Origin of the sequence: Desulfosarcina variabilis str. Montpellier (assembly GCF_048565275.1) — a bacterium.
Taxonomy (GTDB): domain Bacteria; phylum Desulfobacterota; class Desulfobacteria; order Desulfobacterales; family Desulfosarcinaceae; genus Desulfosarcina; species Desulfosarcina variabilis.
Genome location: NZ_CP159846.1, coordinates 3,845,901 through 3,861,283, shown reverse-complemented (window position 1 = coordinate 3,861,283; position 15,383 = coordinate 3,845,901). Strand labels below are relative to the sequence as shown.

Genomic DNA, 15,383 nt, shown 5'->3' with positions numbered 1-15,383 from the left:
CTATAGTTGGGTTTCGTTCCTCAACCCAACCTACAATCTTATCATTTTCTCGTTGAATGTTGTAATTGCAGGTGCATTGCTGATCCAATAGACATAGAAGAAGGCCAGTGAACCGTAAACCGGGCACCACCCAATGGAGACGGCTCTATCAACACCGCTCCGCGATGCATGGTGACGATGCGCTGAACAATGGCCAGTCCCAGTCCGGAACCGCCGGTGTCCCGGTCGCGGCTGGCATCAAGGCGTACAAATGGCTCGAAAATCCGTTTGCGATCGGCCTTGGCAATGCCGGGACCATCGTCATCCACATGAATCATGCACATGTGGTCTTTTTTCTCCAGACTGACAATGATTTGGCTTTTTGCATGCCTGCCGGCATTGGTGACCAGATTACTCACCGCCCGGGCCATGTAGCGCGGCGCGATCTTTGCCGTAAGATCCTTTGCCACAGGTTCGATACGACACGAAATGTCTATCTGTAAAAAGCCATTTTTAGCGGTGTTAACCGTCTGGATCAGCCAGGGGGCCAGGCACTGTTCTTCCTGATCGAGCTCAGGCGTTTCTCGTTCAAATCGCGCGTAGATCAACAGTTCCGCCACCAACGATTCCAGTTCGTCCACAGCCTGGCCAATCTCAGCCAGGTAAAGTCTCCGGTCCGGTTCACTGTCGGCCGTATTGGCCATTTCCAGTCCGAAGCGGATGCGTGAGATGGGCGTGCGCAGTTCGTTGGATACAGCCCGGGTGAGTTCCCGGTGAGAGTTGATGAGCCTTTGGATGCGTCCGGCCATGTCGTTGAAGGTAGCGGCCAGCGGCGACAGGGCGGAGCTTCGGGGGAGATTGGCCCGGGCATCGAACTCTCCACGGCCGAAGGCCTGGGCCGCCAGGATGACTTTCTTAAGCCTCAGCCAGAACGGCAGTGCCCAGATTAGTGCCATGGAGCCAAACATGATGGAAAAGGTGCACCATATGATAACATAATTCCAGGCGCCTATCCCATCAGAGGGGCCCATGGTCAGCACCTTATCGCTGTCAAGCACGCGTCTATGAAAGCGCATACCATCTTCGTCATGTTTGACGACGATCCAACCATCTCTCAACTCGTCATGTTCGGTTGGCGACAATGCCAATTGACTCATATCGTCCAGTGAAATGGGATAGCCAAAATAGGGCTGTTGGTTCCGGATATACCCTTTCCAATTCTCGGGAGACATTGCCTTGAGGTCTTCCATAAAAAGATGGTAATGGCCACTGGTCAGATCCCGGTAAAAATTTGGATCATTGTTCTCCCTCTCAAGGGGGCCCATGGTGACGGCCTTGTCACTTTCAAGGATGCGTTGATGAAAAATAGTCGCGCCTTCCCTGACAACGATCTGGCCATCCATCAACTGATTTCGCTCCTCCGGCGATAGTGGTAGTTGGCCGATATCTGCCAAGGCCATGGGATAGACGAAAAAAGGCTGCAACTGCTCAATATAGTCATCCCATTTTCCAGGTGGGAGCGCATTGAAGTCTTCCATGAGAAGATGCTGCCCCCCTCGGAACCGATCGCGCCAAAGACTCGAATAAATCGGCAGTTCCGGTAGCAAATACTTTCTCATAAGATTATCAAATATCAATGAGCTGGAAAAATTCAGCACCATCATGCAGATCATGACAAACAGAAAAAAGGAGAAAAAGATTCGCCTCACGGGGTCCCACCCACCTCTATTAAATTCTACCAGGCATCCTGAGCAAACAAATACCCCTGCCCCCAGACGGTCTTGATACGGGTTGGACGCCTGTTATTGTCTTCGAATTTTCGGCGCAGATGTGAGATAGTGAGATCCACCGATCGGTCCAGCCCGTCATAATCAATACCCCGCAGCACTTGATAGATGGTGCCGCGCTCCATAACCCGGCCGGCATTTTCGGCCAGCAGACAGAACAGGTTGAATTCGTTGGTGGTCAGTTCGACGGGTTTTTTATTCAGCTCAACGCGCTGGGATGCTCGGTTGATGGTCAACCGGCCAAATACCAGTTCATCGGTTGGCTCGGATACCGGCTCTTTAGCCGGCGTAATTTTCTCAAAACGGCGCAGCAGCGCCCGGATACGGGCCAGCAGCACCCGCGGCTCAACCGGTTTTTTCACGTAATCATCGGCTCCCATTTCCAGACCGGCCACCTGATCCATGTCATCTTCAAGGGCGGTCAACATCAAAATGGGGCCATCGTATTCCGAACGAACGTGTTGGCATACGGTCAGCCCGTTCAGGCCGGGCAATAACAGATCGAGAATGACCAGATCCGGCATCTCCCCGACGATCCGCGCCGGTGCGGCATCGCCCCTTCTTTCAATGGACACATCAAAGCCCTGTTTGGCCAAATAGGAGCGGATCAGTTTTCCTAAACGCCGATCATCCTCAACCAGCAGGATACGTTTGTGAGTCATCATGAAACCTTGCGTTTTCTATTCCTTTATGTAGCGAATAAGTTGTTATCATATCGATGGAAACGGATTCTCATCGTTGTAACAAGGGATCGATCATTGCAAAATTCGTTATTCGGTTTTTTAGCTGTTGCGCTTTTGTCAATCAAGAGAAATATGGCAAGGCCAGCCAAGCGTAAACCGGGCGCCACCCAACGGTGAGGTCTCCGTCCACACCGTCCCGCGATGCATGGTGACGATCCGCTGGACAATGGCCAGCCCTAGTCCAGAACCGCCGGTATCCCGGTCGCGGCTGGCGTCAAGGCGTACAAAAGGCTCGAAAATCCGTTTGCGATCGGCCTCGGCAATGCCGGGGCCGTCGTCATCCACGTGGATCATACACGCATTATCTTTTTTCTCAAGGCTGACGACAATTTGACTTTTGGCATACCTACCGGCATTGGCAATCAGATTGCTCACCGCCCGGGCCATGTAACACGGCGCGATTTTTGCTGCAAGATCCTTAGCCACAGGTTCAATACGACACGAAATGCTCACCTGTGAGAATCGATTCTTGGCAGCGTTGACCGTTTGGATCAGCCAGGGTGCCACCGCCAGCGCTTCCTGGTCGAGCTCGGGCGTTTCCCGGTCGAATCGCGCATAGATCAACAGCTCCGCCACCAAGGCTTCCAGTTCGTCCACATCCTGGCCGATCTCGGCCATATAGTGGCGCCGGTCCGGTTCACTGTCGGCCGTATTCGCCATCTCCAGTCCGAAACGAATGCGTGAAATGGGTGTGCGCAGTTCATGGGAAACGGCGCGGGTGAGTTCCCGGTGGGAGCTGATCAGTCTTTGGATACGTTCGGCCATATCATTGAAGGTACCGGCCAGTGGCGCCAGCACGGCGCTTCGGGGAAGATTGGCCCGGGCATGGAATTCGCCGCGTCCAAAGGCCTGGGCCGCGACAATGATTTTTTTGAGTTTCACCCAGAACGGCAAGGCCCAGATGATGGCCATGAGACTGACACAAAAAATAAGAATGGCCCACACGATGGCATTGATCCATAGCGGGGAATTCAGTTCCGGAAAGGGCCCCATGGTGATCGCTTTCTCGCTGCCAGGCACACGCTGGTAAAAAAAGTCGGGATCCCCCTTTACAACGATCTTACCGCTCATTAACTGTTCCAGCTCTGTCGGCGATAACGACAATTTACTGATGTCATCCAGAAAGATCGGGTATCCGAATTCCGGTTGCAGGTGCTCGATGTGTCCGGCCCACTGATCGGGCGGCATGGTCTTGAGGTTTTCCAGAATAAGATGGAAATCCCCTCGGGTCATCTCTCGCCAATATGGGGCAACCCATTGATCGATTACTTTTTGTAGCGGTATATTGACAATCAATGGACTGGCGAAATGCCACCCCACCAGGAAAAGAACCATAAATAAAAAAAAGGAAAAAAAGACTCGCTTCATTTCGTTGCATCAAAAGGGCATCGATTGTTATGATTGCAATAAAGGATCAATTGATGGTAAGTCGATTTGCTTTTTATCGTATAAAACATTTGTATTAATCGACAATTCAGATCATAAGGGGTCGAACTATTATGAATTTTCGGGGCGCCGGCGGTACCAGTGGCGGTTTGGGTCGTTTTTTCATCGGGCTGGCCATGATGGTGGCCGGCGGCTATCTGTTCCTGAACGCCATCCATGTTTCCTACAGTTTTCATCTGGGACACCGCCTTTTTTCAGTGGGCGGGATTTATCTGACCAGCGGCATGACCCTGATCCCTTTGATTTTCGGCATCGGCTTCATTTTCTACGACGCCCGCAGTGTCCTTGGCTGGGGCCTGACCCTTGCGTCCCTGATCATGCTGGGAGTCGGCATCATCACCAGTATCCATTTCAGAATGCGCGGCATGTCCGCCTTTGACCTGATCATCATTCTGATCCTTTTATTTGGCGGTATCGGCCTGTTTCTAAGTTCGTTTCGAACCTATCGATAGCCAGTTCCCGAAGATAAATAAAATCAGGGGGCAATGGTAAGATCTATCGATTCATTTCCATCGCCTGTTTCATCATAGATGGTGGCGCCAAAGCCATAGCTATCCGTATCATCAAGTGTTCCCAGGGCAATGAGCGTGTAGATTTTATTTGCCGATAGGGTTACCGGTTCAAATATGGCCAGTGCATCCACATTGTTGCCGGCTTCGGTAATGACGAAATGGTAGTCCCCTGGATCCACCAGCACATAATCGCTGATTCTTTTAAATTCATCATCGGCAAACAGTGTTGTTCCGAAAGGGGAATCGGTTTTTACGTCAACCGCCGGCGCATCGGCGCAGGCGTTCACGAAACGCACCTTGGCCGAGGATGAATTGCCGTGCCGGCTATCTTCCGATTGAATGATTTGCAGATTGCCGGACAAGTTGACCAAATACACCGTATTGTATTCGTCACGGTCGAAATCCGGATCATCGAGTTTGGCAATCTCATCCCCGCGGGGATTTTTAAACGTCACGGTCGTCCGTGTTCTTACCTCGGAATATTCGGTGGCCTCCTTATAGTTTAGCCCGACAAAGACCTCATAGGCCCCGACCAGTTTATATTGGACATCTACCTCGGGCGTATCCGGAGACAGGTTAATAGTTCTCACCCGGGTTGATGATGTGCCAATATCCAAGTCAAGATCGTCACTACCGCAGGCGAATAGAGCTATTGAGAAAGTGGCCATAATCATGAGTTGCCGAACGTGGCAAATCTTATTTTTCATCCTACTGACTCCTTTTTGTTTGCAATGCTCTTGGGAGTTAGCCATCGACACGTTTGAAACGCAGCCCTGAAAAAGTCAATATTTCATTACCCTTATCATCATTAACAATGCGTACGGTTTCTCCCAGGTTCCTTCCTATACCTTCGACGATCGCCTCCGTTGCATTGACCGGCCGGAGAATTTTAGTGAAGGTGTCGTTTTCAGAGCGGGTTATCTCCTCCACCAGATAATCGTCTTCGATTTTAAGCTCAAACCTTCATATCTCGCCGATTCAGAAACGGAAACCTGCGGTCAGGGTGAGGGCGTAGCCGGTTAGATCGCCCTCCAGACGAACGGGAATGCCCGCTATTGATTCATTAATATCGACATCGTCGGTCCAGCGGTACATTCCCTCGAAACCGGCGAAAAACCGCTTCCAGATATCGACGTTGACCCCGGTTACGGCATGCAGGCCGAAAACACCGTCCCATTCCTGCTCAGCGCGATCATCTCGATACTCCGGATCGATTTCCGAATCGAGGGTCACGCTATAGTAACCGGCCCCGCCGCCGGCGAATATCGTCACCGGTCCCACCGGCCATTGTGCTTTTAGCGTGCCCAGAACCGTAAATACATCAATTTGATCCTCCCGATCATAATGTCCCCGCTCGGTAAGACCGTCGGCATCCTTTTCTGCGCTGAACATTTCGACAGTGGCTTCCGCTACCAGGTAAGGCGTCAAATTCCGGCCGTAGGACACGGCAATAATCCCATTGCGGTCATAATCGTCATCGTCCAGATCACCGCAAAAATCGAAAACCCCCGCCCGGATCTGTCCATAATTGCGGTAGCTATCCGGTCCTGCCGTGACTGAGGGCGTAAAACCGGCCATCCAGATAAAAATGATACTCGCTCCTAGAACCAGTTGTTTGAACCATTTCATCGTGAACCTCCATCTTTAGAGGGGTTAATGATTCAATCCGCACATTAAAAAATCTCATGCGCCTGTATTATACAATCTCCCCCTTGGTGTCTGTGGACCTTTTGTATGAATTTGTAAGCATTTGTATCGATCGAGCGCCAACGCATCGATCAGGATCGATTGTTATTATCTCGTTAATGACCATTTAAAATGGAACGAAACGGATTTTTTCTCATAAAGCGCTTCTGGAGAGTCTGGATTTTGCCGATGGTTTAGGATTGGAGGCGTCAAGGTAAACCCCAATGTTGCATCGCTGGGATTTATTTTGCGGCGAATGGACTTTTACGAAAGACCAGCGTCTGTTATTTCATGGTTGGTATCAATCAGTGAACAAAGGCGATCGTCAGCATGCCCTCGAAATGATCCTCAAAATATGGATCTTCTTGGTAGATTCCGGACAGCTTGGTTTCCACGCGTCCACCGAGAAATCTCAATCCGGTTTCTACGGCCGTATGAATGGCCATGGTGCGATCTTGCACCTGGTGATCGTAGTCGATATACCGGCCGGTCAGACCGCAAAACCCGCCTTTTATACCAAAGATGTCCTTAATGGTGGCTTCGGCCTGAACCAGTGAATAGATGGTCTCGGGCTGTTTCCCCTGCATAGTGCCGACTTCAAAGCTCAGGCTGTTTCCAGAAGACGCCTTCAGGGAGAATAGGCCACCGTAGTATAGGGCCTCTTCATCCCGTTGCTCATAAGTGAAATGGCGTGTACGGATACCAAAATTGAGGTGATCGTTCTTCTCCCACCCCAGGTCCGTTCCGGTGACGTATATGGTTTCATCGGTATCAGCTAAAAAACCGAACCGGTGGCTTTCCGTCTCAATGCGGCAGGCATCGTCTTCGATGAAAAAGTATTCGTAAAGGGGGGAGAGGGTGAAGGCTTCCCAGCCAAGTGTGGCGGAATAGCGGTGTTCGCGCCATACATTCTCCGTATGCCTCGAAGAACCGTTAATTGCCAGCCATGGGCCGATCGTCAGGTCCATGTCCGTAATTTCTTCCGAGTAGTCCTCTGCATTATCGTATATCACCGACAGCCCGATCTGGCCCAAGGACAGGTGCTGGGTGCCGATTCTTCCGCCGTAAACAAGGTTTTCGACGATTCCTCTCCGATCGACCGCATCCAGCGGAAGGCCGCCAAAGGCTTCAATGGAAAGTGCCGCGACCGGGCTGGCAGTCAGTTCAAGACCGGCCACGCGTTCATTGGTCAGTCCCACCGATAACGGTTGCCCGACAAATGATAGATTCAGGCGATAGTCGGAGTCGGAAGCCACCGATTCGAGGTTTTCATCCAGCCCGACCATCTGAGAGCTGCATCCGTTGTTTGCTATTGTCGACAGGTCTTTGTATAAATTGTCATACACCCGGTCGCCCCCCAGTGCTGGGGCCCCAGAGGCAATAACGATTCCAACAACAGAAAAAAACACTATAATAACAACATCATAGAGTGTCAATTGCTGTTTTTTGGGCAACCGGACCGGGAACATTTTTCTTTACCATTATAAATAGTTATGAATACCGGGGGGAGGGTTTTGCAAACCGGGTGCCGGTTTTGCAATTGCGGGATCGGGTGACTACTTAACATAAAGGAATCAGTATGTTGAAGTCTTCGAGGTGCGGAGAAATATAGGATATTGGAATTTCTTGATAGCCGCCAATTCAAGCGTGGGCTTAGAAAGGATCTTAATGCGATAGATTGACAAAACTGCATTCATATTATAAGTTAATCAGGAATATAACTCCTGATTAACTTAATTTTTATTTTTTGTATTTCGAGATATGTGGATTCCCAGAAGTTTATCAGACAAAATTTCCGCCGTCCTTGAAACCCGACCGGCCCTACTTCTAACCGGCGTGCGCCAATCCGGGAAGAGTTCACTGCTAAGAAGGCTGTTTCCCAATTCGGAGTATGTGACCTTGGATCGGATCGCCGTGGCCCAGAGCGCCCAAGAAAATCCGGAATCATTTTTACGACAGTTTGACGCCACGCCCCAGGTTACTTTGGATGAAATTCAATATGCCCCCAACCTTTTTAGAGAATTGAAAATTCGTATTGATGCCGACAGGGGGCAGTTCGGAAAATGGATCTTAACCGGCAGCCAGTATTTTTCCTTGATGAAGGATGTCAGTGAATCGCTGGCCGGAAGAGTGAGTATTTTTCACCTACAGACCCTCAGCGCTGGGGAATTGAGGCATTCAGGCTTTTTCCCCTTGCTTGATGATTTGCTGTGGCGCGGCGGATACCCAGAAATCTGGGCCTATGAAACGATCGATGCGGCCCAGTTTTACGATGACTACATTCAGACCTATCTTGAACGGGATTTAAGACAGATCATCAACGTGTCAAATCTATTGGACTTTCAGCGTATTATGCGGTCCTGTGCCATTCGAGCGGGGCAATTGGTCAATTTTGCGGAAATGGCCAAGGATGTCGGTGTCAGCGCCAAAACCGTCAAGTCCTGGATCAATACCTTGGAAACCAGCGGCCTCATTCACCTGCTTCCGCCCTATTCCGCCAACCTCGGCAAACGATTGATCAAATCTCCCAAACTCTTTTTTGCGGACCAGGGAATTCTCTGCAACCTGCTAAACATTCGCACCCCAAAAGCCCTGGAGGGACACATTCACGAGGGCAGTATCTGGGAAAACTTCGTTTTTACGGAACTGCTTAAGCATCCCGAGGTGGGCAAAAAAAACATTTTCTTCTACCGAGACCAGAACAACGTTGAAATCGACTTTTTGATTGAAATGAACAACACCATCTACCTGATCGAAGCCAAATCCTCGGAACAGATCGATCCGAAAAAGCTCAATTTTAGAAAAGTCAGCCCCCTCTTTGCTGCCACCACCCGCAACATTCTGGCCTGCCGCACCCCAGAGACCCTGCGCATTCCCCGCAAGGATTACGATGTCGTCAATCCGCTGAAGCACGCTATTTTTTAAAATAGTGGAATCAATCCTCCGGCCTCGACAATATCCAACAAGAAGCCCGGTAAGCGGGTACCGCCAAAGGTTATGTTTTTCTCCGGCAAATAAATACTGCCCGATTCGGGTGTTATGTGGACCGAGTCCTTTTCCTTGATGTGATCGCCGATCCCATGGCATTCCATCACCACAAGTCCCAGATTGATGGCATTTCGAAAAAAAATGCGGGCGAAACCGGCCGCCACGATGGCCTTTATGCCAAGCGCTTTCAGAACTGCCGGGGCCTGTTCACGGCTTGAGCCGCAACCGAAATTCTTGCCGGCCACAATCACATCACCCGGCATCACCTCAGCAGCGAATCGAGGCTGGATGGGGGCCATGGCATAGGCCTTCATCTCTTCCATCGGCAGCACCAGATAACGTGCCGGAATAATGACATCCGTATCGATGCCGTCTCCAAATTTCCATGCCTTACCAGTTATTTTCTCCATTTTAAATGTCTCCTTGTTTTATGATGGGGAATTGGTGATACAGCCGGCAATGGCGGAAAGGGCTGTCGTCTCCGGTGATGCCAGGTAGACTTCTGCATGCTTATGCCCCATACGACCCACAAAATTTCGATTATGAGTGCCGATACAGACCTCATTTTCCCACAACATGCCCTGACCACCGAAACAGGCCGAGCATCCAGGGTTGCACATAACTGCACCGGCTTTTTGAAATATCTCCATCAAGCCTTCCCTCATCGCTTGGTGATAGATGACAGAAGATGCTGGGGCGATTAAAAGACGTACACGAGAGTTGACATTCTTTTCTTGGAGCACGCGGGCGGCCACTCGCAGATCCTCTATGCGACCGTTGGTACAGGAGCCGATAAACGCCTGGTCGATTTTTTGTCCCTGCACCTTATTTACCGGCGCCACCTGGTCCACGGAATAAGGGCAAGCCACCTGAGGAACCAACGTATCCAGATCAATTGTAATCGTATCGGAAAAGACCGCATCCGGGTCACTGGCAAAAAAAAGTCCTTGGTCACTGCGTTGTCCCAGAAACCTTCGCGTAACCGCATCCGGCGCAAAAACAGCGGTCTTGGCGCCGGCTTCGATGGCCATGTTGCAGATGGTAAAGCGACCGGCATTGGATATCCTGGCTGCGCCTTCGCCTGAAAACTCCAAGGCCTTGTAAGTGGCGCCATCGGCCCCCAAACGACCGATCAGGTATAAAACAAGATCCTTGGCGTGCACGTGATCCGGCAGTGACCCTTTCAGCTCAATACGGATGGTTTCTGGTATCTTTAGCCATATCTTGCCGGTAGCCATGGCTGCTGCGCCGTCTGTTGAACCGACGCCCGTGGCAAAGGCCCCCAGGCCCCCATACGTGCAGGTATGCGAGTCGGTGCCGATGACTACATCACCGGGTAGGACGAAATTTTCCACCATCACCTGGTGACAGACGCCTTTATGATCGAAAAGATGCAAACCGTGGCGACGGGCAAAGTCCCTGAGCAGCTTATGGACACGGGCGGCGTTTTCCGTAGTGGCCGGTATGTAATGATCCAATACTACCGAAATCCGATTCTTATCCCAGGGTGCGGCATTCCGGATGCCGGTGAAGGCATTGACCGTCAGCTCTCCCACGGCATCATTTGTCATCAGATGGGATACACGGGCATTTACGATATCACCGGCAACACCATCGTCGCTATCGGCGGCATGACTGAGAATTTTTTCCACGATTGTTTTTCCCATGGTTATTCATGCTCCTTCCTACTTCAATTAAGCAGTTGGCTGTTGGCTGTTGGCAATTAGCAAAGCAATTTTGAAAAATCGTTTCTCTTTTCGAACAGGTACTTGCTGACAAACATGATTTAATCGATAGTTAATGTTGCGTAAAGTGATATGTTTGCATTATTATATTGCATATATTGCAACAACCATATTAAAGAGCCTGTTTGAGGAGCGTAAAGTGGATCACCAGAGTCTAAAACTGTTTCTTCATTTAGCCGAGAGCCTTCACTTCGGACGCACCGGACAGGCCTGCCACATCAGCCCGTCGGCTCTCAGCCGGCAGATCCAGCGTATGGAAGCCGAAGTCGGGCGCCGGTTGTTTGAACGGGACAACCGCCAGGTAAAACTGACTCGCGCAGGAATGATTTTCAGAGACTATGCAAAAGATGCCTTGCAGCAGTGGCAAACCGTTTTGGATGAACTTGCCGATGACAGACAAATTCTAAAAGGTGAGATTACCATCTACTGTTCGGTGACGGCCAGTCTGACGATTCTGCCGGATCTTCTCAGCGCTTTCAAAACCGCCTATCCACTGGTGAATATCCGTCTTCAAACTGGGGATGCGGGGATTGCCATCAGGAAAGTGATCGACGGTGAGGTTGATATCGCTGTCGCGCCCCAGCCCCAAGAACCTCGCCACCCCCTGCTATTCAAAATGTTGACCCAGGTTGGCCTGGATGCGGTCGCCCCCAAGGTCACCTGGGAATATTCCGATGCCTTGCAACAACGCCCCATCCCTTGGGATATCGTTCCCATGATTCTCTCGGAGCGCGGCATGGCCCGCAAGAAAATCGACGCCTGGTTTAAAAAGAAAAACATCAAACCCAACATTTATGCCCAGGTCTCCGGTAACGAGGCCATCTTGTCCATGGTTAGTTTAGGATGCGGGGTGGGGATTGTACCCGGACTGGTCATCGACAACAGTCCACTTCGCAACCGTATCACCCCGCTGAAGATAAAGCCTGCGCTGACGCCTTACGATGTGGGTATTTGTATTCAGAAGCGCAGGATGAATTCTCGGTTGATCCGGGCCTTTTGGCAGATCCACGAGTAAATCAGTAAATCCCAAAACCTATTTTAACATCATCAGCAAGGGCCTTGACCGATATTCAATGGAGGACAGAATGAATTTAATGATTTGTGAGAAATGCGGGACCGTGTTTGACAGAAGCAGATTGAAGGCGCCAAAAATCCATGATCGAATGGGAAAGCTTCTTCAAGATGCACGAGGTGTATGGGACGACAACAAAAAGGCGCGCATCTTGATGCCGTCGCGTGGTGTTTCGATGCCGATCATTTCACCACTTAAAATACTGCCTGATAAGAAATTATCATTTATTTTCCCGCCCATTCTACGCGACGCGGTCCTGGCGCTAAGGGTTCGCGCAAAAATAAATTCACAAATTGTCAGTGTTCAGGCGCCCGCTCAGCAAGGCGCGAAGACAAAGGAATATCAGGCATATTCCGTGTTTTCGCAACACCGCTGAGCGGGATGGATGGGCGCTGAAAATGTGAAGTTATTTTTGCGCGAGCCCTAAGGCCAGAGACCGGGTCACACTTCCTGGTCTATCTGACCTCCGGTTTCGAATCATTCATCGATATGCTGAAGGAATTCCCCCGCGAGCAATTCGTCGTCTACGGCAGCGGGCGCGAGGGCGTCGACGGCCACCTGTGTTTCAAACCGCCCAGCCGAAATGGTTTTCTGCAGGACGTGGCCACCTGCCGCGGGGTTATGGCCACGGCCGGCTTCACCCTGATCACGGAGGCCCTGCACCTGGGCAAGCCAAGCCCTATCTGGCCCTGCCTATGATCGGTCAGTTCGAGCAGGAGATCAACGCCCATTTTCTCACCCTGCTCGGTTACGGCCTGAGCATGCGCCAAATCCGCCCTGAAACAATCGGCAATTTCCTCTATCGGCTGCCCGAACTCGCCGGCAAGTTGGACAACTACCCAGCCTCCGGCAACGACGCCATCCTGGCGCGTCTGGCCGATTTGACCGCTGACGACTGTGCCGAAGCAGCCGAATTTCGGCGACGGCGCAAGGGCGGCTGAGTCATACCCGCTCGATCGCACACATTAACGACTTCATTTCCGGGTACCCGAGGATGAGCTCCCTGCATGTGGCGATAGATATTTTTTGTCATATCGCATGCAAAATCTACTTCTCAGTTGGGCAAGCCATCTCCTGCAAAGAGCCATTGAATTTCGGCGCCAAGATGACAACAAATACAAAGCTGTAAATAAAACCGATTGTCGATGCTTTGTGCTGAAATCCAATGCTTTTACCCCCCCAGCTATCGGTCATCTTAACTCATAAAATATAATTCTATGGGCATGGGTACGGCCTGCACTCGGGTTATGGATCGGGCTTTAGCCTCGATCGGTCAAGGCGAAGCGCAAGTGCGATGCGAGCCCTGCCTGGATGTTCCCAAGGCAGAAGTTTTGTGTGCCATGCCTGCGCTTTTGGCCAACGGCATTTTGGAAGGTGCCGAAAAGCTTTTGGGAAAGAGCCGAGGGTATTACACCATCTTCCAAATCTTACTGGTGCTGGCCTTCATGACGCTTTGCAGGTATGGTATTGAATGCGACCTCGTTCATCGGCCAGGCGGTTCCAGAAAAAAAAGCCCTCCCGCGATGGCTGCACAAAGCAGAAGAACCGGATCAGTTAAAGATCCATCCCGAGTAAGGGCTCACAAATTATTTTTATTGAAAACCACTGATGACTGCAATACCAATGTTAAGAGATAGCGCTTTAACGCAGGCATTGGGCATCAAGATCTGGGGCTCCCCCAGCAATGAAAACAGAGCATCTTTTCAATCGGATTTGACAATCTGACTGAAAGGCAGCAAATCGGAATTTTGAGGTGTAAAAATGCGCACTCATAAACAAACGGTACTAACTGGGTACGTCATTGCACTAATCCTTTTTATATCCAACACGGGCATTCCGGTAACTGAGGCAACTGAATCACTGATAAAACTTAAACAGAAGTGGACCGGAAATTTCAATGATATGATCGAAAGGCGCACCATTCGTGCCCTGGTTCCGTACAGTAAGACATTCTATTTTCTCGACGGTGCCGACCAGCGAGGCCTTACTTACGAGATGCTAAAACAATTCGAAAATTTTCTGAACAAGCAGATCAATACGAAGGTACTGGACATCAAGGTCATTATCGTTCCAACCCAACGGGATAGGCTGTTACCCGCACTGGTTGAGGGGCTGGGAGACATTGCGGCCGGAAATCTAACCGTAACGCCGGAAAGACTCAAAACAGTTGACTTCTCCGTTCCTTATCTATCCAACATTGACGAAATCATCGTTACCGGACCATTGGCGCCTCCCATCCTGACAATCGAAGATTTATCGGGCAAAAAAATCCATGTTAGGCAATCGAGCAGCTACTATGAAAGCCTTTTGAGTCTCAACGAGGCGTTTGAAAGAGCGGGTAAGGTGCCAATGAAATTGGTGATGGCGGATGAATTGTTCGAAGATGAGGATCTTTTGGAGATGATGAACGCCAATCTGATCCAAATGATTCCCATTGACAGTCATAAAGCTGAATTCTGGGTGCAAATTTTCAAGGACCTGACCGTGCATCCAGAGATTAAGCTGAGAACAGGTGGGCAGATCGCATGGGCGATTCGTAAGGACAACGCTGAATTAAAGGAAATGATCGATCGATTTATGCGAGCACATAAAAAGGGAACCCAGATCGGCAACATCCTGTTCAGGCGCTATCTCGAAAACACGAAATGGGTCCGCAATTCTCTGAATGAAAGGGAATTTCAAAGATTTAAGGAGGCTGTCGGCTATTTTAATTTATACGCGGATCAATACGATTTCGATTGGCTTTTAATTGCTGCACTGGCCTATCAAGAGTCCCGAATTGATCAAAACAAACGCAGTCGTGAGGGAGCGATCGGTGTCATGCAACTTTTACCCAGCACGGCTGCAGATCCGAATGTGGGCATTCCCGACATTGAAAAAATGGAATCGAACATTCATGCCGGCACGAAATACCTTAGATTTATTTACAGTCGATACTTTGAAAAAGAATCAATGAGTAAAAAGAATAAGATGCTTTTCACCTTCGCCAGTTACAACGCCGGACCCGCAAAAGTCAGGAGGCTGAGGAGTGAAGCGAAAAAAGTGGGGCTCGATCCAAACATCTGGTTTCGCAATGTCGAAATTGTTGCCGCAAGGCGGATCGGCAGAGAGACGGTGCAGTATGTAAGCAACATTTATAAATACTATACGGCGTACCGCCTAATTATTGATAAACTCGACTTGAAAAGAGAAGTGAAAAAGGAAGCCGCTTCCCTGTAGGTCTATATCCAGAACAGATCCTCTATTTTCCAATAAACGACTGAATTTACGCGCAAATTGATAGCCACCGGTGTCGAAGTCATTTCATCCCTGTAATCATGATGGCCTGGAAACCGCCCATCTTTTTTCGTTCCTGCAAACCGACCTTTAATTCTCTTGACCGAAAACAATGCGATTTTTGCCCCTTAACGTTGATTTTTTTTGGA

17 protein-coding genes are annotated in these 15,383 nt (G+C 50.1%); 8 read left to right on the top strand and 9 right to left on the bottom strand.

Annotated features, from left to right (window positions below; genetic code table 11):
* Window positions 1-41: 41 nt before the first annotated feature.
* The 3 genes from Dvar_RS17390 to Dvar_RS17380 form a co-directional block, all read right to left on the bottom strand.
* Complete coding sequence (locus Dvar_RS17390; protein ID WP_419662946.1) at window positions 42-1,598, bottom strand: ATP-binding protein; 1,557 nt, start codon at window positions 1,596-1,598, stop codon at window positions 42-44.
* A gap of 116 nt (window positions 1,599-1,714) precedes the next feature.
* Entirely contained in the window at window positions 1,715-2,431 is a 717-nt protein-coding gene (locus tag Dvar_RS17385) for a response regulator (protein WP_419662945.1), read from the bottom strand.
* Between the two features lie 135 nt (window positions 2,432-2,566).
* Window positions 2,567-3,877, bottom strand: coding sequence for an ATP-binding protein (locus tag Dvar_RS17380; RefSeq protein WP_419662944.1), 1,311 nt, complete (start codon window positions 3,875-3,877; stop codon window positions 2,567-2,569).
* 131 nt (window positions 3,878-4,008) lie between these two features.
* Between Dvar_RS17380 and Dvar_RS17375 the strand changes: the two genes are divergently transcribed.
* Window positions 4,009-4,407, top strand: coding sequence for a hypothetical protein (locus Dvar_RS17375; RefSeq protein ID WP_419662943.1), 399 nt, complete (start codon window positions 4,009-4,011; stop codon window positions 4,405-4,407).
* Between the two features lie 23 nt (window positions 4,408-4,430).
* Here the strand turns inward: Dvar_RS17375 and Dvar_RS17370 are convergent, their stop codons facing one another.
* The 4 genes from Dvar_RS17370 to Dvar_RS17355 form a co-directional block, all read right to left on the bottom strand.
* Complete coding sequence (locus Dvar_RS17370) at window positions 4,431-5,174, bottom strand: DUF4397 domain-containing protein (protein WP_419662942.1); 744 nt, start codon at window positions 5,172-5,174, stop codon at window positions 4,431-4,433.
* 37 nt (window positions 5,175-5,211) lie between these two features.
* The gene (locus Dvar_RS17365; protein ID WP_419662941.1) at window positions 5,212-5,397 is read right to left on the bottom strand and encodes a hypothetical protein; all 186 of its coding nucleotides are present in this window, start codon (window positions 5,395-5,397) and stop codon (window positions 5,212-5,214) included.
* Window positions 5,398-5,445: 48 nt separating this feature from the next.
* Complete coding sequence (locus tag Dvar_RS17360) at window positions 5,446-6,096, bottom strand: outer membrane beta-barrel protein (protein ID WP_419662940.1); 651 nt, start codon at window positions 6,094-6,096, stop codon at window positions 5,446-5,448.
* Between the two features lie 362 nt (window positions 6,097-6,458).
* Window positions 6,459-7,499 (bottom strand): hypothetical protein, encoded by a 1,041-nt coding sequence (locus Dvar_RS17355; protein ID WP_419662939.1) that lies wholly within the window; start codon window positions 7,497-7,499, stop codon window positions 6,459-6,461.
* 415 nt (window positions 7,500-7,914) lie between these two features.
* Between Dvar_RS17355 and Dvar_RS17350 the strand changes: the two genes are divergently transcribed.
* Complete coding sequence (locus Dvar_RS17350) at window positions 7,915-9,078, top strand: ATP-binding protein (RefSeq protein WP_419662938.1); 1,164 nt, start codon at window positions 7,915-7,917, stop codon at window positions 9,076-9,078.
* On the opposite strand, the gene Dvar_RS17345 is transcribed toward Dvar_RS17350, so the two are convergent.
* Both Dvar_RS17345 and Dvar_RS17340 read right to left on the bottom strand, forming a co-directional pair.
* Window positions 9,075-9,551 carry a 3-isopropylmalate dehydratase gene (locus Dvar_RS17345; protein WP_419662937.1) on the bottom strand — a complete coding sequence of 159 codons (477 nt, stop codon included), beginning with the start codon at window positions 9,549-9,551 and terminating at the stop codon, window positions 9,075-9,077. The genes Dvar_RS17350 and Dvar_RS17345 overlap by 4 nt on opposite strands.
* 18 nt (window positions 9,552-9,569) lie before the next feature.
* Window positions 9,570-10,808, bottom strand: a complete 1,239-nt coding sequence (locus tag Dvar_RS17340; RefSeq protein WP_419662936.1) for a 3-isopropylmalate dehydratase large subunit — start codon at window positions 10,806-10,808, stop codon at window positions 9,570-9,572.
* A 217-nt stretch (window positions 10,809-11,025) separates the two neighbouring features.
* Here Dvar_RS17340 and ilvY point away from each other — a divergent pair, with 217 nt between their 5' ends.
* From ilvY to Dvar_RS17310, 6 genes are all read left to right on the top strand, one after another.
* On the top strand, window positions 11,026-11,901 hold the full coding sequence (gene ilvY, locus Dvar_RS17335) for an HTH-type transcriptional activator IlvY (RefSeq protein ID WP_419662935.1): 876 nt from the start codon (window positions 11,026-11,028) through the stop codon (window positions 11,899-11,901).
* 70 nt (window positions 11,902-11,971) lie between these two features.
* Window positions 11,972-12,334 carry a hypothetical protein gene (locus Dvar_RS17330; protein ID WP_419662934.1) on the top strand — a complete coding sequence of 121 codons (363 nt, stop codon included), beginning with the start codon at window positions 11,972-11,974 and terminating at the stop codon, window positions 12,332-12,334.
* A 32-nt stretch (window positions 12,335-12,366) separates the two neighbouring features.
* A complete protein-coding gene (locus Dvar_RS17325; protein ID WP_419664127.1) occupies window positions 12,367-12,657 on the top strand; it encodes a glycosyltransferase family protein in 291 nt (96 codons plus the stop codon).
* Window positions 12,654-12,899, top strand: a complete 246-nt coding sequence (locus Dvar_RS17320) for a glycosyltransferase family protein (protein ID WP_419662933.1) — start codon at window positions 12,654-12,656, stop codon at window positions 12,897-12,899. The genes Dvar_RS17325 and Dvar_RS17320 overlap by 4 nt, the downstream gene beginning before the upstream one ends.
* A 276-nt stretch (window positions 12,900-13,175) precedes the next feature.
* The gene (locus Dvar_RS17315; RefSeq protein WP_419662932.1) at window positions 13,176-13,595 is read left to right on the top strand and encodes a putative transposase; all 420 of its coding nucleotides are present in this window, start codon (window positions 13,176-13,178) and stop codon (window positions 13,593-13,595) included.
* 124 nt (window positions 13,596-13,719) lie between these two features.
* Window positions 13,720-15,177, top strand: a complete 1,458-nt coding sequence (locus tag Dvar_RS17310; protein WP_419662931.1) for a transglycosylase SLT domain-containing protein — start codon at window positions 13,720-13,722, stop codon at window positions 15,175-15,177.
* The last annotated feature ends 206 nt before the right edge of the window (window positions 15,178-15,383 follow it).